General features: G+C 63.5%; 16 protein-coding genes and 1 pseudogene. 5 read left to right on the top strand and 12 right to left on the bottom strand.

The genetic code is table 11. The features are described from left to right. Positions 1–22: 22 nt before the first annotated feature. Genes glp through M0954_RS20525 form a run of 3 tightly spaced genes read left to right on the top strand, consistent with a single transcriptional unit; the run spans position 23 to position 2,000 of the window. Positions 23–1,228 (top strand): gephyrin-like molybdotransferase Glp, encoded by a 1,206-nt coding sequence (gene glp, locus M0954_RS20535; RefSeq protein WP_123384146.1) that lies wholly within the window; start codon positions 23–25, stop codon positions 1,226–1,228. A gap of 27 nt (positions 1,229–1,255) precedes the next feature. After that, entirely contained in the window at positions 1,256–1,513 is a 258-nt protein-coding gene (gene moaD, locus M0954_RS20530) for a molybdopterin converting factor subunit 1 (protein WP_122154586.1), read from the top strand. Positions 1,514–1,523: 10 nt separating this feature from the next. Next, positions 1,524–2,000, top strand: a complete 477-nt coding sequence (locus tag M0954_RS20525; RefSeq protein ID WP_122154587.1) for a molybdenum cofactor biosynthesis protein MoaE — start codon at positions 1,524–1,526, stop codon at positions 1,998–2,000. A 109-nt stretch (positions 2,001–2,109) separates the two neighbouring features. Here the strand turns inward: M0954_RS20525 and M0954_RS20520 are convergent, their stop codons facing one another. Beyond that, on the bottom strand, positions 2,110–2,664 hold the full coding sequence (locus tag M0954_RS20520) for a group III truncated hemoglobin (RefSeq protein ID WP_122154588.1): 555 nt from the start codon (positions 2,662–2,664) through the stop codon (positions 2,110–2,112). Between the two features lie 252 nt (positions 2,665–2,916). Between M0954_RS20520 and M0954_RS20515 the strand changes: the two genes are divergently transcribed. Next, positions 2,917–3,417: an Rrf2 family transcriptional regulator gene (locus tag M0954_RS20515; RefSeq protein ID WP_123384145.1), complete on the top strand. Its 501-nt coding sequence runs from the start codon at positions 2,917–2,919 to the stop codon at positions 3,415–3,417. Positions 3,418–3,536: 119 nt separating this feature from the next. Continuing rightward, positions 3,537–6,134 carry an ATP-dependent chaperone ClpB gene (clpB, locus tag M0954_RS20510; RefSeq protein WP_122154590.1) on the top strand — a complete coding sequence of 866 codons (2,598 nt, stop codon included), beginning with the start codon at positions 3,537–3,539 and terminating at the stop codon, positions 6,132–6,134. Between the two features lie 251 nt (positions 6,135–6,385). Here clpB and M0954_RS20505 read toward each other — a convergent pair whose 3' ends face one another. The 11 genes and pseudogenes from M0954_RS20505 to rho all read right to left on the bottom strand — a co-directional run. Further along, positions 6,386–6,817: a YidB family protein gene (locus M0954_RS20505; RefSeq protein ID WP_122154591.1), complete on the bottom strand. Its 432-nt coding sequence runs from the start codon at positions 6,815–6,817 to the stop codon at positions 6,386–6,388. 155 nt (positions 6,818–6,972) lie between these two features. Further along, entirely contained in the window at positions 6,973–7,587 is a 615-nt protein-coding gene (locus M0954_RS20500) for a helix-hairpin-helix domain-containing protein (RefSeq protein ID WP_297355197.1), read from the bottom strand. Between the two features lie 174 nt (positions 7,588–7,761). After that, on the bottom strand, positions 7,762–10,170 hold the full coding sequence (gene pbpC, locus M0954_RS20495; RefSeq protein WP_297355194.1) for a penicillin-binding protein 1C: 2,409 nt from the start codon (positions 10,168–10,170) through the stop codon (positions 7,762–7,764). A 32-nt stretch (positions 10,171–10,202) separates the two neighbouring features. Continuing rightward, positions 10,203–16,436, bottom strand: coding sequence for an MG2 domain-containing protein (locus M0954_RS20490; protein WP_297355192.1), 6,234 nt, complete (start codon positions 16,434–16,436; stop codon positions 10,203–10,205). 160 nt (positions 16,437–16,596) lie between these two features. Next, on the bottom strand, positions 16,597–17,976 hold the full coding sequence (locus M0954_RS20485; protein WP_123384142.1) for an MATE family efflux transporter: 1,380 nt from the start codon (positions 17,974–17,976) through the stop codon (positions 16,597–16,599). Between the two features lie 2 nt (positions 17,977–17,978). After that, positions 17,979–19,751 (bottom strand): glycosyltransferase family 39 protein, encoded by a 1,773-nt coding sequence (locus M0954_RS20480; RefSeq protein ID WP_122154595.1) that lies wholly within the window; start codon positions 19,749–19,751, stop codon positions 17,979–17,981. Positions 19,752–20,100: 349 nt separating this feature from the next. After that, entirely contained in the window at positions 20,101–20,364 is a 264-nt protein-coding gene (locus M0954_RS20475; RefSeq protein WP_074264825.1) for a type B 50S ribosomal protein L31, read from the bottom strand. A 195-nt stretch (positions 20,365–20,559) separates the two neighbouring features. Then, positions 20,560–21,396 carry a zinc-dependent peptidase gene (locus M0954_RS20470; RefSeq protein ID WP_122154596.1) on the bottom strand — a complete coding sequence of 279 codons (837 nt, stop codon included), beginning with the start codon at positions 21,394–21,396 and terminating at the stop codon, positions 20,560–20,562. Positions 21,397–21,399: 3 nt separating this feature from the next. Continuing rightward, a complete protein-coding gene (locus M0954_RS20465) occupies positions 21,400–22,956 on the bottom strand; it encodes an MFS transporter (protein ID WP_297355190.1) in 1,557 nt (518 codons plus the stop codon). Further along, positions 22,953–23,465 carry a MerR family transcriptional regulator gene (locus M0954_RS20460; RefSeq protein ID WP_122155671.1) on the bottom strand — a complete coding sequence of 171 codons (513 nt, stop codon included), beginning with the start codon at positions 23,463–23,465 and terminating at the stop codon, positions 22,953–22,955. Before M0954_RS20460 ends, M0954_RS20465 begins: the two co-directional genes overlap by 4 nt. Before the next feature lie 287 nt (positions 23,466–23,752). Then, positions 23,753–24,182 (bottom strand): annotated as a pseudogene (gene rho, locus M0954_RS20455) (transcription termination factor Rho); the annotation flags it as partial.

The raw sequence follows: 24,182 nt of genomic DNA, 5'->3' as shown, positions 1-24,182 counted from the left end.
GTTCTCCGCGCCTCGCGCCCCGATGCTGTCCACCTCCGACGCCCTCGCGACGCTGCTGGGCGCCGCTAGCGCCGTTGCCGGCGCAGAAACGCTGCCGACGTTCGATGCGCTAAACCGCGTGCTCGCCGCCGACGTGGTTTCGCCACTCGACGTGCCGCCGATGAACACCAGCGCGATGGACGGTTACGCGGTGCGCATCGCCGATCTGACCCAGGGCGAGCGCCGTCTGCCGGTCTCGCAGCGCATTCCGGCGGGTCACTCGCCGCAGCCGCTTGCGGCCGGCACGGCGGCGCGCATTTTCACCGGCGCAACGGTGCCGCCCGGTGCCGATGCGATCGTCATCCAGGAGCAGACCGAAGCTGCGGGCGACACGGTGACGATCCTCCATCTGCCGAAGGTGGGCGAATGGATCACGGCGCAGGGTGCGGACATCCGCAGCGGTTCGGTGATCCTGCCAGCCGGTACGCGTCTGACCCCGCAGGCCTTGGGACTGGCCGCATCGGTCGGCTGTGCGGAGCTTTCCGTGATGCGACGCGTCAAGGTCGCGGTGTTCTTCACCGGCGACGAACTGACCATGCCTGGCGAGCCGCTCAAACCTGGCGCCATCTATAACTCGAATCGCTACACGCTGCGCGGGCTGCTCGAAAAGCTCGGCTGCGAAGTGACCGACTACGGCATCGTGCCCGACCAGCTCGATGCGACTCGGGCAACCCTGCGCGAAGCGGCCCAGGGGCACGACCTGATTCTGACCAGCGGCGGGGTCTCTGTCGGCGAGGAAGACCACGTGAAGCCCGCTGTCGAGGCGGAAGGGCGGCTCTCGATGTGGCAGATCGCCATGAAGCCCGGCAAGCCGTTGGCGTTCGGCGCGGTGCGGCGAGTGCAGGGCGAGACGTTCTTCATCGGCTTGCCCGGCAACCCAGTATCGACGTTCGTCACCTTCCTGCTGTTCGTGCGGCCGTTCGTACTGCGTCTGTCCGGCGTGCGCGTCGTGACGCCGCGGGCGCTTTCGCTGCGCGCCGACTTTACACAGTCCAAAGCCGACCGGCGCAACGAATTTCTGCGCGCGCGGATCAACCCCGCGGGCGGCCTCGATCTGTTCCCGAACCAGAGTTCGGCGGTGCTGACTTCCACGGTGTGGGGCGACGGCCTGATCGACAATCCGCCCAATCACGTCATCAGCGCCGGCGAGACCGTGCACTTCATTCCTTTTTCCGAACTGTTGAACTGACGCCGGCACCGGCCGGCGGCGACCCCGATGAAGATCGATCTGAAATATTTTGCCAGCGTGCGCGAAGCGCTCGGTACCGCCGACGAATCGGTGGATGTGCCCGACGGCATTGCCACGGTAGGCGACGTGCGGGCGTGGTTGCGCGTGCGCGGTGGCATCTGGGCGGACACGCTCGCCGAGGGCCGCGCGTTGCGCATGGCCTGCAACCACGTGATGACCGACGCCGGCACCCGGATTACCGAGGGCTGCGAGGTAGCGTTCTTTCCGCCCGTGACGGGCGGCTGAGGGAGAGGCGATGACGGTTCGCGTCCAGACAGAAGACTTCGACCTCAGCACCGAGGTGGCCGCCTTGCGCGCGCAAAATCCGAAGATCGGCGCGGTGGCCTGCTTCGTCGGAACAGTGCGCGATCTGAACGACGGCAGCGCGGTCGAAACGATGGAGCTCGAGCACTATCCAGGCATGACGGAAAAGTCGCTGGCGGCGATCGTCGAGGCGGCGCGCGGGCGCTGGCCGGGTATCGAGGTGCTGATCGTCCACCGGGTGGGCAAGCTGGTTCCGCTCGACCAGATCGTGCTGGTGGCGACCACCGCGGCGCATCGCGGCGATGCATTCGCGTCTTGCGAATTTGTGATGGACTATCTGAAGACCGAGGCGCCTTTCTGGAAGAAGGAAAAGACCGATCAGGGCGAGCGCTGGGTCGACGCCCGTGTGACCGATGACGCCGCACTTGCGCGCTGGGGCCGCGGCCCGGTTAATACGAAGTCCGAATGACGCGTCTCGCGGCGCGTCCGCTGGCGTCGCTCGCTTTCGGGCCTGGTGCCGGTTCTCTCTAGTCTTCAGTCGCCGCTCTAGCGCCGATGATCTTCGCTGGATTCAGTCTTCAGTCGCCGCTCGAGCGCCCGATGATCTTCGCCGGAAACGGCTCGCTACGCGCGCTTGTCTGTGGCGTTACCGCAGCATCCGCGTGCTCTTTGCCCTCGCGCCTGCGCGGGGCAACCCGCTCTAGCAACGCCTGTTGCTCGGCAGGAATCGTGTAGTCCCATCCGAAACGGCTCAATTGCAGGCTCTGCGCGATCCGCAACGCGGGTTCCATGAAGCGGATGGCAGCAGCGGGTTCGTAGCGCGACTCTACTGTGTCGAGAAACAGATAGAGCCAGTGGCTGAAATGCCGTGGCTCGATGCCAGGCAGCGGCTGGTGCGCCTGTTGCACATTGCCGCGGTACTGCTTCGCGCCAAGCACGAGGCTGGCCCAGAAGGTGCACATCTTCGGCAAATGCTCATCCCAGCGTCCCGCCAGTTTCTGCTCGAAAACCGGGCCGAGCAGCGGGTCCGCGCGTACCCTGTCATAAAACGCGTAGACGAGCTCGCGGATATTGGCGTCAGTGGGTTCGGCGTGGCGCGGCGCGGCGGACGCGGCGTCTAAGATTGGGTTCATGCAGTGACCACGGAAAAACCACGATGCAATGAGTAAGGCGCGAAATCCTCCCGCGTCATCGCATTAATCAGAAAAACAACGCTAGCCGCAAACGATACCATTCAGAATGACACAGTTTTACCGGCCACCGGCGCAATAACATGCGCAGCCCCCGCATGTTATTGCGAGACGTCGGGACCGGCAACCCTTGCGTCGACACGGTTTTTTCAGTGGATCGCGCTCGTCGCTCATCGTGACCTTGCCCTCGCCCTTATGAGACTGACCGACTACACGGACTACTCGCTACGCGTCATGCTGTATCTCGCGGTGCGCCGCGAAGGATTGGCGACCATCCAGGATATCTCGGATGCCTACGGCATTTCGAAAAACCATTTGATGAAGGTGGTCCAGCGACTCGGCGAACTCGGTTGGGTCGAGACCGTGCGCGGACGCAACGGCGGCTTGCGGCTTTTCGAGCATTCGGGCTCGGTGACGGTCGGCGAACTGGTGCGGGCGACCGAGAGCGATTTTGCGCTGGTCGGCTGCTTCTCCGATGAGAAGGGGAGCCACCGGCATTGCGTGATCGAGTCTCAATGCCGGCTGAAGGGCGTGCTCGAGGTGGCGCGTCACGCCTTTCTATCCGAACTGGATAGCCATACGATTGGTGAACTGGCCGAGCCTGCGGGACCCTTGGGTGCGTTGCTCGGTATGAGGCCGATCATCCCGATCGCGTTGGCGGCCCCCGGCGACGGCGGGATCGCACCGGCCGATTGAGCAGACCAGAGCGGTTGTTCGTCTCAATTGTTAAATACTTGCTGCCGAGTGCAAAAAAGCGCTTGAAACCCGCAGAAAACGCCTCATTTTGGTGATATTCGAAAATTGGAGGTCTCTTGATGAGAGTCGACAAGCTCACCACTAAATTCCAGGAAGCGTTGGCGGATGCGCAGAGTCTGGCCGTCGGCCGTGACAATCAGTACATCGAGCCTGTCCACCTGCTCGCGGCGCTCGTCGCGCAGCAGGACGGCTCGGCACGCTCGCTGCTATCGCGCGCTGGAGTGCATGTTCAGGCGCTGCAAACGGCCCTGAACGAGGCCATCACGCGTCTGCCGCAAGTGCAGGGCACCGATGGCAACGTCCAGATCGGCCGCGATCTGACCGGACTGCTGAATCAGGCCGATAAAGAAGCACAGAAACTCAACGACACGTTCATCGCGAGCGAAATGTTCCTGCTCGCGGTCGCCGACGACAAGGGCGAGGCAGGGCGTATCGCGCGCCAACACGGCCTGTCGCGCAAGTCGCTCGAAGCGGCGATTGCCGCCGTGCGCGGCGGCTCGCAGGTGCATAGCCAGGACGCCGAAAGCCAGCGCGAAGCGCTGAAAAAATACACCGTCGATCTGACCGAGCGTGCGCGCGCGGGCAAGCTCGATCCGGTGATCGGCCGCGACGATGAAATTCGCCGCTCGATCCAGATCCTGCAACGCCGCACCAAGAACAACCCGGTGCTGATCGGCGAGCCGGGCGTCGGCAAGACGGCCATCGTCGAAGGTCTCGCGCAGCGTATCGTCAACGGCGAAGTGCCGGAGACGCTCAAGGGTAAGCGCGTGCTGTCGCTCGATATGGCGGCGTTGCTGGCCGGCGCCAAGTATCGCGGTGAGTTCGAGGAACGCCTGAAGGCCGTGCTGAACGATATCGCCAAGGACGAAGGGCAGACCATCGTTTTTATCGACGAAATCCACACCATGGTCGGCGCGGGCAAGGCCGAGGGCGCGATGGACGCGGGCAATATGCTCAAGCCGGCGCTCTCGCGCGGCGAGCTGCACTGCGTGGGCGCTACCACGCTCGACGAGTATCGCAAGTACATCGAAAAGGATGCGGCGCTCGAACGCCGCTTCCAGAAGGTGCTGGTCGACGAGCCTTCGGTGGAGGCGACCATCGCCATCCTCCGTGGCCTGCAGGAGAAGTACGAACTGCACCACGGCGTGGATATCACCGACCCGGCGATCGTCGCGGCGGCGGAACTGTCGCATCGCTACATCACGGACCGTTTCCTGCCGGACAAGGCCATCGACCTGATCGACGAGGCTGCCTCGAAGATCAAGATGGAAATCGATTCGAAGCCCGAAGAAATGGACCGGCTCGACCGCCGCCTGATCCAGTTGAAGATCGAGCGCGAAGCCGTCAAGAAGGAAAAGGACGAAGCCTCGCAGAAGCGCCTGCAGTTGATCGAGGAAGAAATCGAGCGGCTGAACCGCGAATATTCGGACCTCGACGAAATCTGGACCGCTGAAAAAGCCGCGGTGCAGGGCAGTGCGCAGCTGAAGGAAGATATCGAGAAGACCCGTGCGGAAATCGTTCGCCTGCAACGCGAAGGCAAGCTGGAAAAGGTCGCCGAGCTGCAGTACGGCAAGCTGCCGGGACTCGAAGCGCAACTGAAGGAAGTCACGAAGGCTGAAGCGAAAGAGCAGAACAACCCGACCCGGCCGCGTTTGTTGCGCACGCAAGTGGGTGCCGAAGAAATCGCCGAAGTCGTGTCGCGTTCAACTGGGATTCCGGTTTCGCGGATGATGCAGGGCGAGCGCGAAAAGCTGCTGCAGATCGAGGAAAAGCTGCACGACCGTGTGGTCGGTCAGGACGAAGCCATCACGGCTGTCGCGGATGCGATTCGCCGCTCGCGTGCGGGCTTGTCGGATCCGAACCGGCCGTATGGCTCGTTCCTGTTCCTCGGCCCGACGGGTGTAGGCAAGACCGAACTGTGCAAGGCGCTGGCGTCGTTCCTGTTCGATTCGGAAGATCATCTGATCCGCATCGACATGAGCGAGTTCATGGAGAAGCACAGCGTCGCGCGCTTGATCGGCGCGCCGCCGGGCTATGTCGGCTATGAGGAAGGCGGTTACCTGACCGAAGCGGTACGTCGCAAGCCGTACAGCGTGATCCTGCTCGACGAGATCGAGAAGGCCCACCCGGACGTGTTCAACGTGCTGCTGCAGGTGCTCGACGACGGTCGCATGACGGACGGTCAAGGGCGTACCGTCGACTTCAAGAACACGGTGATCGTGATGACGTCGAACCTCGGCTCGCAGGTGATCCAGGCGATGGTCGGCGAACCGCAGGAAGCCATCAAGGATGCGGTGTGGGAAGAAGTGAAGCTGCATTTCCGCCCCGAATTCCTGAACCGGATCGACGATGTCGTCGTGTTCCATGCGCTCGATCGCTCGAACATCCAGTCAATCGCTAAGATCCAGTTGCAGCGGCTGCATGACCGGCTAGCGAAGCTCGATATGCAACTGGTGGTCTCGGATGAGGCGCTGGAGTTGATCGGCAAGGTCGGCTACGATCCGCTGTTCGGCGCGCGGCCGTTGAAGCGTGCGATCCAGCAGGAGATCGAGAACCCGGTCGCGAAGCTGATTCTGGCCGGCAAGTTCGGTCCGAAGGATGTGATTCCGGTCGAGGTGGAGAACGGCAAGCTGGCGTTCGACCGGGTCGTGCATTAAGGCGGCTTTGGGTCATACGCGTTGCATCTATGGCGCGTGTGAAGCCGGCGGCGGCCGTGGTATGTCTGACACGCCCGTAAAGGGCAGCAGTGGTTGAGCTGCCCTTTACGGGGCGAAGCAAAAAAGGGCAACGAATTTCGATTCGTTGCCCTTTTTATTTGCCGCGCCGTGCCGCGCCGTGCCGCGCCGTGCCGCACCGTACCGCTTCTCGATCAGCGGGCAGCAGCCGATGCGGTCAAACGTTACGCTCCTTACGCGTTACGCTTGCCGAACAGCGACTCCAGACCGCCGAGTGCGCCGAGCACGCTCGTTGCGTTCAACTGGCCTTCGGCGGGCACTTCACCGGTGGGCGTGGCCGCATTGACGACGTGCGGCAGGACCTGCGACAGCAGTCCCGTAATCTGGTCGGGCTGCACGCCGGCCTTGGCGGCGAGGTTGGTGACGGTATCCGAGCCGAGCACGCTATGCAGCGCGTCTGCCGAGATCGGCTGATTTTCGCCGTTGCTGATCCACGAGCTGATGACATCGCCGGCGCCTTTGTCCTTGAACTGCTGGATCAGGCCGTTCAGGCCGCCCGGCTGGTTGTTGACGAATTCGAGCGCGGTGCTGATCAGGGCTTGCTGGCTGCCGCCGCCTGCGGGCGACTGGCCGAGCATGGAACCGAGGGAATCGAGTAGGCTCATGACGGTCTCTCTTGAATGCCGACGCTCCGTAGAGACGCCGGCGGGTGAAAACGCCGCGCGGTTGCGCGGCACCGGGTGGAGATGCGACGGGCTTTCGTGATGGGGCTAGAGGTGGTCAGGCGCATTACACAGTACGCCTGACCATCTGGCGAAGATCACGTGCCCGATGCTGCGGCGGCCGATGCGGCCTTGCTCTTTTTAGCCTTTTTCTTCGACGCCTTGCTGCCTGATGCGTCTGCCGGCGCGCTTGCAGCGGCTGCGGCAGGAGCGGAGGCGGCGGCTGCGTCGGATGCTGCGGTCTTGCTCTTTTTCTTCTTCGAAGCTTTGCCACCCGATGCTGCCACAGGGGCGTTCGCGGTTGCAGCAGCCGGTGCCGCCGTGGTCGTTGCGGCAGGTGTGGTTGCCGCCGGCGTTTTCGCTGCCGGCGTGCTCGTGTTCGTGCTCGCGGTGTTCGCACCGCCCGATTTCGCGGTGGCCTTCGCGCCGGTCGGTGGCGTCGCAGAGCCGTTAATCGTCAGGCCAGCTGTTTCGAGATTGGTTACCGACTTGGTGCCGAGACCCTTGACGCGTGAGGCGAGATCGTCGGCATCCTTGAACGGGCCGTTCTTGGTGCGTTCGTCGATGATCGCTTTCGCGTGGACGGGACCGATGCCCTTTACCGTCTCAAGCGTGGCCTGATCGGCGAAATTGACTTCGACCGCGGCGGCGGCGAAACCGGCTGACAGCGACAGAGCCAGAACGACGCACAGCATGAGCAGCTTCTTCAGCATGGCGGACACTCCATTGAGGGCAAAAAAGTTAGCCGGGAACGGACGGCGCATTCAGTCAGCAGGCGCTGCGCTTAAGCATAGGATAAACCGCGCGCCCTTTTTACTAAAAGCCGACGATTTATACCGATCGATTCGTGACAAGTAAATCACTCGGACAATATTTAAACCATTCGCCTATTGCGTAGGCCGTTGTGACGTTATCGTGTGTTGGCCCGGGGCCGCCCCGCGGGCCACCGCGCCGCGCACTTCGAAACGCACTGAATCGGCGACGCTACCGTCGACATTGAGCAGTTCCAGCAGATGACGCCCAGGCCAGGGCAGCCACGGCACACGGGGCGTGTGTCCGAGTGTCTTGCCGTCGAGGCGCCATGTGCTTAGCGCCGAGGCGCCGCTAGCGCGCTCGAAGGAGATACGCTGGCGCGTCGCAGGAATGTCAGGGTCGAGCGCGAAGATCGTGCCGTCGGCGGGCGAACCGATCCGCACTGCACCGTGCGTCGAAACACGCTGTGCGGCTGCATTCGCGTCGGCGGCGAGTCCGACCGTCGGGGTTTCGGTGCCGCGGACAAACCAGTCGTCACGCGCAGGTTCCACGTTGTTTTCAAACGTGACGTGCGTCTCGATCACTCCGGTGGGTAAGGCCGGCGGTGTGCTTGGCAAACGCCGATGCAGATAGCCGACTATCGCAGCCCACACGGGCGCCGCGCCCGTCACACCGGAGACGTCCCACATCGGCGTGCCGTCTGCGTTGCCGACCCACACGCCCACCGTATAGCGCGAGGTAAAGCCTACCGTCCAGTTATCGCGCATATCTTTGCTGGTGCCCGTCTTGACAGCGGAGAAAAAGCGTGTGGCAAGTGGGCTGTCGAAGCCGAAAGTGCGCGTGCGTGCGTTGTTGTCCGATAGCACGGTAGTGACGATAAAACTCGCGTCGGCGCTAAATACGCGCTGCGTGGGCTTCGTTCCGCCATTACGTGGCATGGACGGCCGGTGCGGGAGATCGGCCGTAGGCCCGGCAACGCCGCCATTCGCCAAGGCCCTGTATGCGTTGGTCAGTGCGAGCAGGGTGACGTCGGCGCTGCCGAGTGCGAGGCTGTAGCCGTAGTAGTCGCCGCTTTGCGTGAGCGGCAGGCCCAGCGCGGTGAGCGTCTTCGCGAAACGATGTGGCGTCACCATCACCAGCGTGCGCACGGCCGGCACGTTTAGCGAGGAGCCGAGGGCGGTGCGCACGCTGACCCAGCCCTTGAAATCTTTGTCGTAATTCTGCGGGATATACAGGCCGCCGCCGGTAGCGAGATCGAGCGGCGCGTCATCGAGCAGGGAGGCTGTGGTGAGCCGCCGTTCGTCGATGGCCTGCGCATACAGGAACGGTTTGAGCGTCGAGCCGGCCTGGCGCAGGGCGAGGACTGCATCTACATCGCGAGCGCCGGACAGCGCACCCGACGAACCGACCCACGCCAGCACCTCGCCCGTGACGTTGTCGAGCACGACCATGGCGCCGTCCTGCACGTTGCGCGGATGCGCGCGAGCGTTCAGTTCGATCAGCGTTCGCGTTAGCGTGTCGCGCGCAAAGCGTTGCAGGTTCGCGTCGAGCGTGGAGGTGACGCGCGTGCCGGCGACCGGATGGACCTCGAGCGCTATGCGGCGTGCAAAGTGCGGCGCAAGCGTGTCGCTATCGGGCGTGATGGAGAGGGTCGCGGGAGCAGGGCGTGCAAATGCCAGTTGCACAAAGCTGGCGAGGTTCGCGCATTGGCTGGCCGCCTGCATGTCGCGCAAAATCCGGCAGGCGCGTTCGCTGACTTTCGCGTAGGAGGCATTTGGCGCGCGGATCAGCGCGGTGGCCACCGCGGCTTCGCGCTCGTTAAGCCCGGAGGGCGCCTTGCCGAACAGCGTCATCGAGATGGCCGACAGGCCGATCGTCTCGCCGCGAAACGGCACCAGATTCAGATAGGCTTCGAGGATCTGGTCCTTGCGCCAGCTGCGCTCGAGCCATAACGCGTTGACGGCCTGGCCGGCTTTCTGTGTGATCGAACGTTGTCCTGAACGTTGCGGGTCGTCGTCGAGCAGGCCGGTCAACTGCATCGTCACGGTCGAGGCGCCGCGCGTGCGTGTGTTCCACAGATTCGCCCATGCTGCGCCGGCGGCGCCGCGCCAGTCGACGCCGCTGTGCTCGTAGAAGCGTTTGTCTTCGGAGACGACGATCGCCTCGCGCAGCGCGGGGGAGACATCGGCGAGAGCGACCCAGTCGCCGCGCCGCTCGGTGTTATCGATGCGCGTGCGTTCCAGCGGCTGGCCGTCGCGCGCGAGCAGCATCCAGTCCGAGCTGTGCCAGCGGGTGTGGACTTCGTCGAACGAAGGGAGGGCGACGGCACTGAGCGAGGTGGCGGACAGACTGATGCAAAGCGCGATGCGTGCGCGCGGCAGCGACGCACGTGAGACACCATTGCGAAGGTTGGCGAGCCAGGAGGCGAGTGCACGCATCGCTGCGCTTGATGCGCTAACAACACCGAATATGCCACGCCGCTGCCGGCGCACGTTTTGCGCGTGGCGGCGAGTGCTGGGCAGTGTGTCGTCCTTGTAGCTCATTGCTTCGATTCACGCCGCAATCCCGGCGCACCTCACTTCGATGCCGCAGGGGCGGTGCCAGCGCCGGCTGCGGGCACCACCACCAGCGGTGCATTCGGCAAGGCGCCGAACGTCGACGGTGCGTACAGCGCTTCGACCCGCGTCGGCGGCAGACCAAACGTCCCGACGTTGTTAAGCCGCACCGTGTATTCCACCGAGAGTTTGCCCTTCGGCAAGTAATCGTAGTACGCGCGGTAACCGTCGAAGCCGCGTTCGATGAACGCCGGCCACGCCTGTTGGTCAGTGTTGGCTCCGCTGTTTTCTCCCTGGGTTGCCGCCTCTGAATCGCGTCCGAGACCCGAGCCCAGGATCGTCGCACCAGCCGGCACCGGATCGTTCACGACCACCCACGTCATGTCGGTTTGTGCGTCGATGTCCAGATGCACGCGCACCACGTCGCCTCGCGTGTAGACGCCTTTGACGGCTGGGTCGATTGGTGTGATCGTTTTTGTGATGCGGTAGCCGGCCGCAAACGGTGCTTTCAACGGCACCGCGGCGAGGCTTTCGATGGTCGCCCACGGTTTGCCGGCGCCGTCGTGCGTCAGCGTCAATGGTGATGCGGTCCCCTGATTCGCCAGTGGCCATGGCAGAAGCTGGCTGTGGGTGTCCTTCGTCTGCGTGACGGGTGTGGCGTGCGTAGCGCTCGTCGCAGGTGTAGCGGACGTGGTTGACGCTGCTGACGTCACAGCATTCGTCGCAGTCGCTGGCGTGATCACCGGGGTCGGGGTCGCACCAGCGCCCGCGCTTGGGCTCCACGAAACCGTCTTGTCGAGCGCGCCGAGTTGCACCCGGGTCTGCCCGGTAACCGGTGTGCTCTCGAATACCTGCGAGAATCGCTCGACTGCGAGCGACCCCCACACGTTGGACGTCGTGGTCTCCCACGCACCGTTGCGTTGCAGCGCGAGCAGGCCGGCGACCAGGCGCGGCATCTCGTCCTTCCATGCTGGCGAGTCGACAAACGTCAGCGCGGTGCGGGCCGCGTTGTCTTCGGTGCCGGTCATGAGCCACCACAGATCGTCGTCCGCCTCGGTCGAGAACGTGAGGCGCGTGCCCTGATACGTCAGCCGTGCGCGCAGGATCTGTTCGAGCTGCGCGCGCTTGTCGTCGCGTTGAGGAATGCCTGGCACGCGCGACAGGATTGCGTAGTAATCGAGCACCGCCGAAGTCGGCCACTGGTTCGGCGCAATTTCGATCGACTCGAGCATGCTGGGCTGTGCCATTCCGAACCGTGACAAGGCTTCGAGCGCTTCGAGCTTGCGCAGGTCGAGATCCTTGCGCGGCGCCCAGACATCGCGCTGGATCTTGCCTTCCACAAAACTCACGAGGCCCGCTTCGAGTTTGCCGCGCAGATCGTCGGGCAGTGTGAAGCGCGGATCGAGCTTGGCCGTTTCATCGCTGACGGCGAGCAGATACGCCGACAGCGTCGAACTGCCGTGGCTGCCGCTGTCGTCGCTCGGCGGGAAGTAGTTGGCGAGGCCGTCGCGGTCGAGATAGACCGGCATTCTCGCGATCACCGCTTGCCATTGAGCCGGATCACGCAGCCCGATGGCGCGCGAGGTCTGCTGCTCGAGGCAGTTGTACGGATAGCGCTCGAAAAAGCGGCGCACGCCCGGCAGACCGTCGGACAGCTTCGATTGCAGCGACACTGCGATGCCGCCGCGGATCGCCCCGGCCTGGGTCGTGCTCGCGTCCGGCGGAGCGGCTACCGGTAGCGACAACGTGCCGTCGACTTGCGCGAGCGTCGCCTGCTGGACAGTGACAGGAATAGCCGCAGTGACATGCTGCGCGATCTTCAGCGCGTCGCTGGCATGCGGGCCGCCTTGCTCGGCCGCCGTCACGTTCCACGTGAGCGCGCCGGACGGAGTATCGGCGAGGCCATTGGGCGTCGTTACGGTCCATGCGATTTCTTGCGCCGAATCCGCGGCGAGATCCACCGTTTGCGCGGCGAGCGTCAAGCCCGGCACATTCGGTGTCGCGACTACTTTCATCGCGCGGGCCGTCGTATTGCGAACGGTGAACTGGGCGCGGAACTGGTCGCCTTCGCGCACGAGCGGTGGCAGACCGGAGATCAGTTGCAGATCCTGGGTGCTGCGAATCGATGTGCTGCCGGTGCCGAACGTGCCCGGACCGACCGCCGCGATCGCGACGATCCGGAAGCTCGTCAGCGCATCGTTGAGCGGCACGTCGAGCGACGCTTCGCCGTTCGCGTCGAGCGTGACGCGCGGGTTCCACAGCAGCAGCGTATCGAACAGTTCGCGGGTCGAGCTGTGGCCACCGCCGCCGCCCGCCGGCACCGCCTTGCGCCCGAAGTGGCGGCGCCCGACGATTTCCATCTGCGCGGTCGATGTCTCCACGCCGTAGGCGCGCCGCTCGAGCATCGCATCGAGTACGTCCCAGCTCTGGTTGGGCATCAGTTCGAGCAGGGCCTCGTCGACCGCGGCGACGGCGACTTGCGTGCCGGCCGGCGCGGGCTTGCCGCCGGGCATCTGCACGTGTAGCTTGATGTGCGCCTTGCCGCGTACGGTGTACGACTTCGCATCCGGGGTGACCGTCACGGCGAGCTTGTGCGCCGCCGTGCCCACCTTGATTTCGGCCATGCCATAGCGGAAGGCCGGCTTCGACAGATCGACGAGCGGCGTCGGCGCTTCGTATTGACGCCCCTCGTACCAGAACGCGCGCGCCCATTCGAGCGGCGCCTTCCAGCCCCACGTGAAGAACGAATACCACGGCACTTCGTGGATCCGTCCGCGCAAGGCCAGCACCGATACGTAGACGTTCGGCCCCCAGGCCTCGTTTACCTTGAGCTCGACGGTTGGATCCTTGCCGTCCAGCTGCACCACATGCGTCTCGAGGATGCCCTCGCGTTCGACCGCGACCAGCGCAGTAGCGAAGCGGAACGGCATGCGTACCTGGAAGCGGGCGGTCTCGCCGGGTTCATACGTGTTCTTCTCGGGCAGCACGTCGATGCGGTCGGTGTTCTCGCCGCCGAACCACAGCTCGTCTTCGCGCGTGACCCACACTGAACTGCTCGCCGTCGATATGTTGCCATCGCCGTCTTTGGCCGTGACGACGAGGTCGATGTTGCCCGCGTCGCGCAGCTTCGCGTCGCACGTCAGGAGACCGTGATCGTCGCTCTTGCCGCTGCACAGCGAGCCGAGATCTTTGGTTTCGGTATGGTTGTCGTAGGCGTAGAAGCCGCCGACCATGCGCTTTCTTGAGGTCGTTGTGATACGCGCGTAGCCATGCACGTCGAGCGCCACGCCGGCGCGCGGCTTGCCTTGCAGGTCCACGGCAAGCGCCTTGACCGGCACCGTGTTGCCAACTGAGACCCATTGCCCCGACTTGATGCCGGCAACCACCGCGGCAGGCCACAACGTCGCGCCGCCGGAAAGCGTCTGCACTTCGCCGTTCGGATCGGCAAAGGTCGCTTCGAGTGCGAGGCGTTTCGGCGCGTCGACATGCGGTAGATTCTTCAGCGTCAGGCCGCCGGAGCCGTTGCGATCGAGCGTCACCGCTTCCTTGTCGGCGATCAGTTTTGCGCCGTCGTCGGCAGGTTGCTGTGTGTCGCTGTCTTCGTCGTCGGCGTTCGAGGTGTCGTCGCCGGTTTGCGGGGTGTAGGGCGTGAAGCTGAAGTCAGGGAAACTGTCGGTGAAGTCGGGCGTCGTGTTCTTGAGCAAGGCCGACATCTGCACCGGCAGATTCGATGCCGCGCCACCCGACACGTAATCGATCTGCACAGCGAGCGGCGCCTGTTTCGCGGCGACCAGCGGATGTGATTTTTCGTCGCGCACGGCGACCGTGCCTTTGAACACCGGTAAGCGGAATTCCTCGACACGGAAGCTGCCGGACTCGTAGCTCATCTGCGGCGAGGCGGTGCTGTCGTCGCTGTTATTGGCGCTGTTGTCTGTATTGTCGCTATCGTCACTGGCGTCGTTGTTCCCGCTGCCGTTGCCACTGTTACCGCTCGCGGCTCCCGTAGAAGCCTTCGCATTCGGATCGCCGTCGTCGAGCGTGACGCTGTATTCGCCCAGTTTCGCTGCCACCGGGATCGTGAAGCTCGAATCCGCGCTGTGATCGGCCGCCCATTTGAGCGGCAGATGATAGGTCTGGCCGCTGCCAAGATGACGGATCGTCACCCGCGTCGGATACTTCTGCGGATAAGCGAAGCCATGCAACGTCTCGACGCGGATCAGATGTTTCATCGAGACTGTCTCGCCCGCGCGCAACAGCGTCCGATCGAAGATGGTATGCGCGCGGACCGTCTGCTCGATGCTGGTGTCGGTCGGTACGTTGAAGCGCCAGGACTCGATGCCGCGATTCCAGTCCGAGCGAACGAAGGCCATGTCGGATCCGGTCTTGTGGTCGTCGACGCGCGCCGAGACAAAGAAACCCTCGAAGCTCTTCTCGCCGCATTCCTTGAGCGCAGCAAGCGGTTTGTCTATTGTCAGCACGCCGTGCGCGTCAGTCTTGCCGTCGGCGAGCGGTGCGCCGTTGCAGTCGCTCACCTGGATGGCGGCATTCGGTACCGGTTGACCTTTGTCGAGCGAGGTCACCCACACCACGCTGTTCTCGCGCCCTTGCTTGAAGTGCACGCCGAGGTTGGTGACGAGCACCGCAGTGCGCACGTACATGGGCGCTTTTTTGCTCAACAGTGAGGCTCCGAGCGCAGGCGAAGCCAGTTCAATTACGTAGAAGCCAGGCTTCGTCACCGGCACGCCGACCACTTCGAACGGCCGCAGCGCCTTCGGGTCTTCCTTGGGCAACGCAAGCGTTTCTACTCCGCGTTGTCCCGCGAGAAGCGACAGCGAGCGGATGTCGATCTGGGGGTCTTTCTTGTTGTCATCGTCGCTGGATTCATCCGGTGAGCGCGGCACGTACACCGGGTTCTTCACGTGCTGCAGCAGTCCGGGCATCAGCGAGTCGATGTTCGAGCGGTTCATCGAGTAGCCGTCGAACTGGTCGACAAGGCGCATCCACTTGCGAATATCGGTGTCCGCGTCGACGCGCAGTTTGGTGAATTGCGCATCCCCCGCATTGAGGCCTGCCACGTGCAAATCCGCTTCGACGTTGCGCAGCGTCACGGGAACGAGCGCGGGCATATCCGGTTCCGCGAAGCGTTCGATGATGCCGAAGGTCCCCGACGAGAACTTGGCGAGCGGCGGCATCGGCGCCGTAGTGGTCTTGAGCGGGAAAAGATCCGCGTTGGTGAGTGCGCGGCCGCTGACGTCTTTCAGGTTTGCCGGGATGTCGATCGTGAGTTCCACATGCTCGGGCAGCGGCGCGGCGAAGTCGACCGTAGTCGTTTCGGAATCCTTGTCGTCGGCTTTGAAGGTCGGTGCGATCGTGCCGCCGGGTCCTTTGAGTGTGAGCTTTTCCGCATCGGTGCGGCTGATCGGTGCATTGAAACGCACTTCCACCGGACGCAGTGGCGTACACGGCGCCTTGGCGTTTTCGCGCTCGCAAGAGAAGCTGGCGGCGAACGGGGCGCGCACGGTGTAGTCGAAACGGCGCTCGACGTCGTTGGCGAGGCCGCTCGGACTTGCCACACCTGCTCCGTACACCAACTGCATCTTGGCGGAGGAGGGCAGCGTCTGCTGACATTGCAGCGTCAAGATGCGAGCGGCATCTTTCTTCAGGTGAAAGTGTTTGAGCAGAGCGGCACGCGCCGCGTCGTCGAGATTCTTGATGGGGATGCGGTTGCCGAGGCCGCTGGATTCGCACCAGACATGGTCGTGCACCGATGCAGCCGTGGCCGGCCCGTTGAGCGTCAGTACGAAGGCCTGATCTTCTTCGATCTCGCCGGAGTCCGGGCGGATCTCCTGCACGAATGGGCCGCCGGTTTCAAACGCATAGCGGTGCGGGCCGGTGATCGCGTGGCCGGCAAAGGACTTCAGCCCGTCGTTGAGATCGACCGTGCAGCTCACACCCGGTGGCAGGTTTGCGGCGAAGTCCCATGCCCAGGTTTTGTCGTCGATCCAGCGAGCCTGACCGCTGCTCGCGGCCGCGTCGTTGCAATGCACCTGGGCGGGAGCGGGGGCTGCGGCCGAACCGAACGCGATCATCGCTTCGTCAAACTTGACGACGACCTGTCTGACCTGCGTCACCTTGCCTTGCGGCGAGACGCTGGTGATGCGCGCTGCATCGGCTCGCCATGTGGATGCGCTTAGCAGGCCGAGCGCCGCTACCGTTGCCCACATCCACTTCCGACTGAGGGTGCCGCTTCGCATCGACCATGCTCCTGTCGCTTACAGAATGCTGGCGATTCTACCGGACGATCATCAGTATCCCCAACCTTGTTAAGTGTCAGAAGTTTCTGATGGGGATCGTGGATGCGGAAGGGGATTCAGACGGTTTGATGCACCTTGGGAAGCGGTGCACCTGAACCGTTTACGCGGCGTTATCCGCTTGCGCCTCGACGCCAGCACGAAGATACCGCCGGCTCACCGTGCGCAGGTAAATCAAAAGGCCGGACCCGGCGATTCCCAGGCTCGCCATATTGGCGAACCAGAACCCGCGTGCGCCCGTAAGCCAGACAGGTATCGCGCCGCCAATGTCGAAGCCGAGCAGATACCCGCCGCCCAGGCCGACGCCCCACAGCGCGACCGCATAGATGACAGTCGGGATGACCGCCACCTTGTAGGCGCGTAGCACGAAGGCGGTGGTCACCTGCAGCGAATCGAACACGTGATAGAACACCACGATCAACACGAGCGGCATAGCCGCTGCCGCGACCTGAGCGTTGGGCGTATAGCCTTCGATGATGAGGGGCCGCAGCGCCAGAACGATCGCCCCATAGCTGCACGCGATCAACACCGCCATCAAAATGCCGTGGCGTGACAGCGTGCGTGCCGCTTCAGGCCGATGCGCGCCGAGCGCCTGGGCCACGAGCGTGGAGGTGGCGATACCGATCGACAGCGGCGTCATATACAACACCGCGCCGACGTTGCCGGCGATCTGGTGTCCCGCGAGCGTCGTCGTGCCGAAGCGCGCGATAAACAGCGCCATGAACGTGTAGGAGGTGACTTCGATCAGATACGAGAGTCCCATCGGAATGCCGAGCTTCAGTTGCGCGACTTGGCGGTGCCACTCGGGCCAGCAGAAGTGCGAAAAGATCGCAAACGGCTTGAACACGTCGATCCTGCTCATCAGCAGCATGCCGACGATCGCGAGCGTCCAGTTGATGCCGGTGCTGGCGAGCGCACATCCAGGACCGCCGAGCGGCGGAATGCCCAGGCCGCCGAAGATGAACCACGTGTTGAGCGGAACCTTTAGCAGCAGGGCGCCAATCTGCAGGATCATCACGAGCCGCGGTTTGCCGACCGCGTTGGCGAGCGAACCGTAGACGCGAAACACGAGACCTGCCGGCAGGCCGAACGCGAGGATCTGCAGATAGGCGAGCGTGCGTTCATAGAGCGCGGCCGGGACGCGTGCGAGATGCAGCAGAGGACCGGGGAAATACAGGATCAGGAAGCCGATGATCATCAGCGCGAAGGCGAGCCATAGCGACTGGCGCACCTGCTCGCCGATCTCAGGGTATTGGCGCGCGCCATAGAGTTGGCCCGCGATCGGCTGCAGCGCGGTGAGGATGCCGGTCAGGCCGATATAGACCGAGATGTAGATCGACGAGCCGAGGCCGAGCGCCGCAAGATCGACCGCCGAATAGCGTCCGACCATCGCCGTGTCCATGACGCCGAAGGCGATGATGGCCAACTGGCCAATCAGCACGGGCCACGCGAGCCCGGCGATTTTGCGCACATCGGCGAACATCGTCAGTTCGCAGAGGCCGCGGCGCCGTGTCTCGGGCGCCAGGCGCGGTGGGTGACGGGCGGCTTCGGACGGTCGATGCGCACATACAGACGGAAGCGTTCGTCGCGGTCGGCAACCCGGCGGCCTTCCCACACCAGCTTCCAGACGAAATTCGACATCGCACTGGGGTCCCCGTAGTCCTGACTGTCCTGGCGCAGGATCACATCGCAGTCTTGATCGAACGCGAAATGCATGTGGCCGAAGTAGGCGAACGTCGCGATCTGCGCGTTGCCAAGGCGTACCGGCGAGATGCAGCTATAGTCGTCCGGCAGGTGGCTGGCAATCTGCTCGGCCACGTCTTTGTAGGTCCGGCTGTAGTTGATGATGGGCAGCCACAGCGTCATCACCAGCACCCACATCAGCGTCGTGCCGGCGCTCGAAAGCACCACACTGCGCCACAGCACTTTCGGATGACGTGCGAGGCGCCAGCGGACCAGCACGAACCAGCACACGGTCACCGCGACTGCGCAGACGAACGACAGCATCTTGAACTGCGGGACGAACCCCGGCGCATAGCGCGCCATATTGCGGGCGAGCGGCGCCGGGAAGCCGGTGAGACCCGCGATCCAGAAGAGCCAGACAGTGCTGCCGAGGATCGTGAAGCTGAGGAGCGCAAACCAGTCGATCGCATTGATGGTGCCGCGATTGAGCGTGGGCAGCGCGAACGTCGCGAGCACCGCGAGGGCAGGCAGCAACAGCATGAACAGCAGGTTGGTCTGATGGCTCTGCAGCACGACGAGGATCAGCAGCGGCGTGATCACCGAGACCGGAATTGCGACGTGCGGCGCGCGCCGCAGACCGGACCAGCTGAACCACGACCAGATCGCCAGCGGCCAGGCGGGCCAGGTGAAGAGCGGCAGGTTTTTCAGCGCGTAGCGGGCCACGGAACCGGGCGGCCCGGCAAAGGCATTGAGACTGGTGCTCACCCACTGATTGAGATACCAGACGGCATCGTCGGGGTAGGCGGAGAGGGCCGCCACTGGCCACGACAGCGACAGCACGAGGGCGACCGGCAAGCCCGCAAGCAGGAGCCAGCGCGTGCGTGTCTCGGGCACGACGATTGTCATCGCGAGCGTGCCGACCAGCAACGCGGCTACCAGCACGGGGTTGCTTGCCAGTGCGACGAGGCCGAGTGCGAGGCCCCATACCAGCGAGCCCTGGATCGGCTTGTCGATCATCCGCACCAGGCCGTAGACGAGCATCGCGATGCAGATGAACTGTGCGAGTTGCGGCGTGGTTTCGTGGCCGCGTTCGGCAAGGCCGAAGCAGGCGAGCAGGATCAGCAGCGCGCCGTCGGCCAGCGTACGGCCGTAGTCACGCGGTTCCGGCTCGCCGCCGAACGCGTATTTGAACGGCTGAACCTCGGGGCGGCGACCAAGCAGATAGGCCGCGTACCAGACGAACGCACAGGCCCCGCAAAACAGCAGCGCGGTAAAGACGCGCGAAGCATCGCTGGCATCGACCCACGGCGCCAGCGCGCGGATCGAACTGGCGCCGAGCCAGTAGCCGAGTGGCCCGTTATCCGTGAGGTATTTGCCGACCAGGTTGGGAAACAGCCAGTCGTGGGCGTTGCCCTTGGCCATCGTCCACATGACGCCGAAACCGGCCGCATCCTCGTTCTTCCACGGATCGCGGCCGAACAGGCCGAACGCGGCGTAGACAATACTGAGGGTCAGCAACAGCCAGCGCGGTAGGGCGCTTGTGGCGGATGCAGTGAGGCGAACGACTGATCTCATGCGGATTTGTTGATCTCGGATAAGCGCGTCGGCCGGCGCGGGGCAGGGTGCCCGGTAGCATGGCCGATTCGTGGCATCCGGCATTGTAGACGTGGCGCACGGCGCGCGTCACGACCAGTAACAGAGCGCAACGTTGTGCGAAGTGCTGTAACCATGCAGTGAACGTCCGGATAGAGCGCTGAGTGGACGCGCGTGATGTCGTGTGGTTGTTGCGTGGTCGTCGCGCGTTGGCGGCCCGGTTGCCGTACATCGGGTGACAAACCCGGTGACAAAAAAGGGCAGCTTACGCTGCCCTTCTGTGCTGGTGCCTGGGCACCCGTCCGGCCTGCGGCCAGTGACGACGCGAGTATTACTTCGCTGCCTTGCCGGTAGCGCGCGTGCCGAACTTCTTGTTGAACTTCTCGACGCGGCCTGCCGTGTCCATGATCTTTTGCTGACCCGTGTAGAACGGATGCGATTCCGACGACACTTCGATCTTGGCGAGCGGGTAGGTCTTGCCTTCGAATTCGCCGGTTTCGCGCGTCTGGATGGTCGAGCGGGTCACAAACTTGAAGTCGATCGACATATCGACGAACAGGACTTCGCGGTAATCGGGGTGAATGCCTTCTTTCATGGTAAATCCTCTAGTCTGGCGGTAGCCAACCCGCGTGCAGCCGCAAATCTTTGTTGGATTCGCGAAAGCATTTTGGCGCGAGCCACTTGCCTAAGGTCGAAAAACGGCGATTATGCCAGAAAATCAGTCGGTTGACGACTTTTGGGGAGGTTTTTCGCCAGCTGACGGGCGGTTTCGCTGAGCGGCGGGTCCGTGCTAGCCAGTTTGCTCCTGCAGCACGCCCACCCGGGCTGGATCCTGCCGGTAATAGCGGGCCAGCAGCCGGTACAGCTCCGGATACTCGGCTTCGAAGGCGTGCGGCTGGACAAATAGCGCCTCGCTGCAAACGGCAAAAAATTCCGATGGATGGTCCGCTGCATACGGGTCGATCAGCGATTCCCGCTCGAAGCGCGCCCAGCGGCGCTCGGGGACCGCATCGACGCGGTTGCAGAAGTGATCGTAGGCATGGTCGAAGACATCGGCCCATGCGGTGGCATCGAGCGGGGCATGCCAGCGCCGGAACAGCGGCGGGTGACCGTCGGCTTCGCCCGTCAGCATGTCGATCTTGTGGGCGAATTCGTGGATCACGACGTTGTACGCGTCCGTCCCGTCCGTCATCTGCGCGTCCTCCCACGAGAGGACGACAGGACCGCCTTCCCAGGCTTCGCCGCTGGCGTCGTGCTCGATCTCATGCACGACGCCGTCTTCGTCCTCGACCGTTTTGCGTATCACGAACTCGCCCGGGTAGACGATCACGCCGACCCATCCGCGATACAGGTCCAGTCCGAGGTTCAGCACTGGCAGGCAGGCCTGAGCGGCGATCGCGACGGTCATTGGGTCGGTCAGTTCGAGTCCATGCGCGGTGGAGAATTCCTTTTGCGCGATGAACAGGCTGCTCAGTTCGCGCAGCCGCACGAGATCTTCTGCATCCAGATGGGCGAGGAAAGGCAAGCCGGCAAGCGTGGCCTGCCAGAGCGGATCTTCGATCGCATGATCGCGCAGTGCGCGCTCGCGGCGGCGCGAGTCAAACCAGTTAGTGAGTTTCGATAACATCGCTCAGTCGATCTGTTTTTGCCACGCGGCGAAGATTCCACCGCAGACCGCTACGCCAATAAGGTAATAGAAACCATCGAGCGAAGTCAGAAAGCTTGCCTGCTGCGCAACCGTCCGGGCGATCTGTCCGATCGCCAGCGCGTGCGCCTCGGCGAGCGAGCGGCCGCTCGCGGCAAAACCATTGGTCAGTACCGCGAGCGTGTTCTGGAACACCGGGTTGAACGGATTGACGAACTCGGCGAGGCGCGCCTGATGCAGCGCCTCACGGTGCTGCTCGATGATGATCATGGACGCCGTGGCGAACGAGATCGTCAATTGCCGCACGATATTCTTAAGCCGGTAGCCGTGCGTGAATTCCTCGATAGCGAAGATTCTAAACGTCAGATTGGCAACCGGCAGCACGATAAACAGTAACAGCAGGCCACGCAGCAGCAACGGCACTAGCAGGGCACTCTCACTGACGCCGGGCTCCATGCGCGTCATCCACGCTGCGGCGAAGGCGGCGAGCGCGAAGCCCGGCACGATGATCCACTTTTTGCGCGGCAGCAGCTTCGAGTAGCGCAGATAAACGAACAACGCGCTGGCTGAAATCAGTGAGGTCACGCCGACGAGGCGCCCCGTGTTCTCCACGGGATAGCCGAGGCCGCTTTCGAGGAAACGCGAGATCAGATAGCTGAAAGCGGTCGACTGGTAGTAATAGAACATGTAGAGCACGATGCCGGCCTGAAAGGTCTTCTCGCGCAAGGCGTGCAGGCGGACGAGCGGGTTCGGCTCGTGCCATTGGTGATACGCAAACCAGGCGAGAGCGCAGATGCCAAGGACAGTCAGCAGGATCAGCCCGGGCGAACTGGTGAACAGCTGGAAGCGCAACTGTTGCATGACGATTTGCAGTGCGCCTTGTGCGAACGCGAAAATCAGATATGGCCAGAAGTGCGCCGAGCCGCGTTCTTCGGGCTGGCGATCGCCTGAGTCCGGCAACGCGAGCAATGCCAGCACGGCGAACAGGACGCCCACCGGTGCGGTGCAGGCGAATAGCGCGCGCCAGTCGAAATGCGCGACCAGTTGGCTGCCGACAAGCGGCGCGAGCGCGCTGCTCAGCACGATCAAAAGCAGAAAGGCCCGCGTGGCAACCGGGCGTTGTTGTGTCGTGAAACTGATCTGGATCAGGATGCGGCAGGTGCCCATCATCGGGCCGATGAAGTAGCCCTGAAAGCCGCGCGCGAACGCGAGTTCGAAGGAGGTTTCGCACAACGCCGCGGCGACGGCGCCCGCCGAATACAGCAGCATGCAGCCGGCCACATAGCGACGGTAGCCGAAGCGCTCGACCCACCATTGCTGTTGCAGGATGCCGAGTACCGCGGCCACGGCATAGGCGCTCGAGGACCATACGAGTTCGTCGGGCGACGCATTGACGCCGCCGGCGATGTAGCTCGTGAAGAACGAGAAGATGGCGTTGTCGAAATAGTCGAGGCCGGTGACGACGGCCAGCACCCAGGGGAAGAAGTCGCCACGCAGTTTTTCGACGCTAAACAGTGCGACGCGGGTTGACGCGGCACTCATACCGGTTCGTCCGGTGTTTTGGGCTTTTTCGGCGAACGCTTTGCGTGCGCTTCGCGGCGTTGTTTGAGCAAGGTGTCGGCGTTCTCGCCGGCGAGGCGCCGCTCGACGTAGTCGAGGTCATGGCCGAGTTCGCTCTTCAGCGTTTGCGCCTCTTTCAATTCACGACGCATGGCTTCGATGCGTGTGTCGAACGCATTGATCTGTTGCGTGAGTGCGTCCCGAATCTCTTGCAGCGACTCGGTGGAAAAGCGGTTGCTGCCGCTTTCATCCGGTTCGAGCGGGCGCTTGAGCATTTCGGTGATGCCGTGCAGGGAGAAACCCAGCGAACGCAGTCGCAGGATGCGGGCGAAACGCTCGAGGTCATCTTCGTCGTAGAGGCGGTAGCGTCCCTCGCTGCGCGTGGGCGAAACGAGCCCGCGTTCCTCGTAGTACTTGAGCGTGCGCGGCGTGACGTTCAGTCGCTCGGCGGCGTCGCGCACGGTGAGCAGGATGGGGCGGTCCTTTGACATGAGGGCGTGCAGCGGTGTGAAGGTGGTGTGCGTATTGTAGTGCAACGTGAACGTTCACGTATATGTTGAGGTGGTACTTTGCCTTGCTCGGCGGTTCGACCTGATCGCGTTCCTCTGCAATGAGGTACGCACACCGTGTAGTCGTGAAAACCAGAGGATTTCACGCCAGGCAATCTGGCTTCGAAGGTGGGAAATCCGGCGAGGGCGAGGGCGAAAAAAAACCGCCCGCGAGAAAGGCGGGCGGTTTTTTGGCGCGCGGCGCGTTGCGTACTGCAGCGCGCCGGCTATCAGCTGCCGCCACCGCGCCGCATCATGTCGAAGAACTCGGAATTGCTCTTCGTCTGGCGGATCTTGTCGAGCAGGAATTCCATCGACTCGACTTCGTCCATGTCGTGAATGAACTTGCGCAGCACCCAGATCTTCTGCAGAACTTCGGGCTTGATCAGCAGTTCTTCGCGACGCGTGCCGGACTTGTTCAGGTTGATCGACGGGTAGACGCGCTTTTCAGCCAGACGGCGCTCGAGGTGCACTTCCATGTTGCCGGTGCCCTTGAACTCTTCGTAGATCACGTCGTCCATGCGGCTGCCGGTTTCGATCAGCGCCGTGCCGATAATGGTGAGCGAACCGCCTTCCTCGATGTTACGGGCCGCGCCGAAGAAGCGCTTCGGACGTTGCAGCGCGTTGGCGTCCACACCGCCGGTCAGCACCTTGCCGGAG

The organism is Paraburkholderia sp. (assembly GCF_026225065.1).
GTDB lineage: Bacteria > Pseudomonadota > Gammaproteobacteria > Burkholderiales > Burkholderiaceae > Paraburkholderia.
The sequence above is the reverse complement of the archived record's forward strand: the minus strand, read 5'-3'. Positions and strand labels throughout refer to the sequence as shown.

Excerpts from the sequence above, each read along its gene's own strand:
- glp (WP_123384146.1), top strand. The coding sequence starts at position 23 with ATGCTGTCCACCTCCGACGCCCTCGCGACGCTGCTGGGCGCCGCTAGC.
- moaD (WP_122154586.1), top strand. The coding sequence starts at position 1,256 with ATGAAGATCGATCTGAAATATTTTGCCAGCGTGCGCGAAGCGCTCGGT.
- M0954_RS20525 (WP_122154587.1), top strand. The coding sequence starts at position 1,524 with ATGACGGTTCGCGTCCAGACAGAAGACTTCGACCTCAGCACCGAGGTG.
- M0954_RS20520 (WP_122154588.1), bottom strand. The coding sequence starts at position 2,664 with ATGAACCCAATCTTAGACGCCGCGTCCGCCGCGCCGCGCCACGCCGAA.
- M0954_RS20515 (WP_123384145.1), top strand. The coding sequence starts at position 2,917 with ATGAGACTGACCGACTACACGGACTACTCGCTACGCGTCATGCTGTAT.
- clpB (WP_122154590.1), top strand. The coding sequence starts at position 3,537 with ATGAGAGTCGACAAGCTCACCACTAAATTCCAGGAAGCGTTGGCGGAT.
- M0954_RS20505 (WP_122154591.1), bottom strand. The coding sequence starts at position 6,817 with ATGAGCCTACTCGATTCCCTCGGTTCCATGCTCGGCCAGTCGCCCGCA.
- M0954_RS20500 (WP_297355197.1), bottom strand. The coding sequence starts at position 7,587 with ATGCTGAAGAAGCTGCTCATGCTGTGCGTCGTTCTGGCTCTGTCGCTG.
- pbpC (WP_297355194.1), bottom strand. The coding sequence starts at position 10,170 with ATGAGCTACAAGGACGACACACTGCCCAGCACTCGCCGCCACGCGCAA.
- M0954_RS20490 (WP_297355192.1), bottom strand. The coding sequence starts at position 16,436 with ATGCGAAGCGGCACCCTCAGTCGGAAGTGGATGTGGGCAACGGTAGCG.
- M0954_RS20485 (WP_123384142.1), bottom strand. The coding sequence starts at position 17,976 with ATGTTCGCCGATGTGCGCAAAATCGCCGGGCTCGCGTGGCCCGTGCTG.
- M0954_RS20480 (WP_122154595.1), bottom strand. The coding sequence starts at position 19,751 with ATGAGATCAGTCGTTCGCCTCACTGCATCCGCCACAAGCGCCCTACCG.
- M0954_RS20475 (WP_074264825.1), bottom strand. The coding sequence starts at position 20,364 with ATGAAAGAAGGCATTCACCCCGATTACCGCGAAGTCCTGTTCGTCGAT.
- M0954_RS20470 (WP_122154596.1), bottom strand. The coding sequence starts at position 21,396 with ATGTTATCGAAACTCACTAACTGGTTTGACTCGCGCCGCCGCGAGCGC.
- M0954_RS20465 (WP_297355190.1), bottom strand. The coding sequence starts at position 22,956 with ATGAGTGCCGCGTCAACCCGCGTCGCACTGTTTAGCGTCGAAAAACTG.
- M0954_RS20460 (WP_122155671.1), bottom strand. The coding sequence starts at position 23,465 with ATGTCAAAGGACCGCCCCATCCTGCTCACCGTGCGCGACGCCGCCGAG.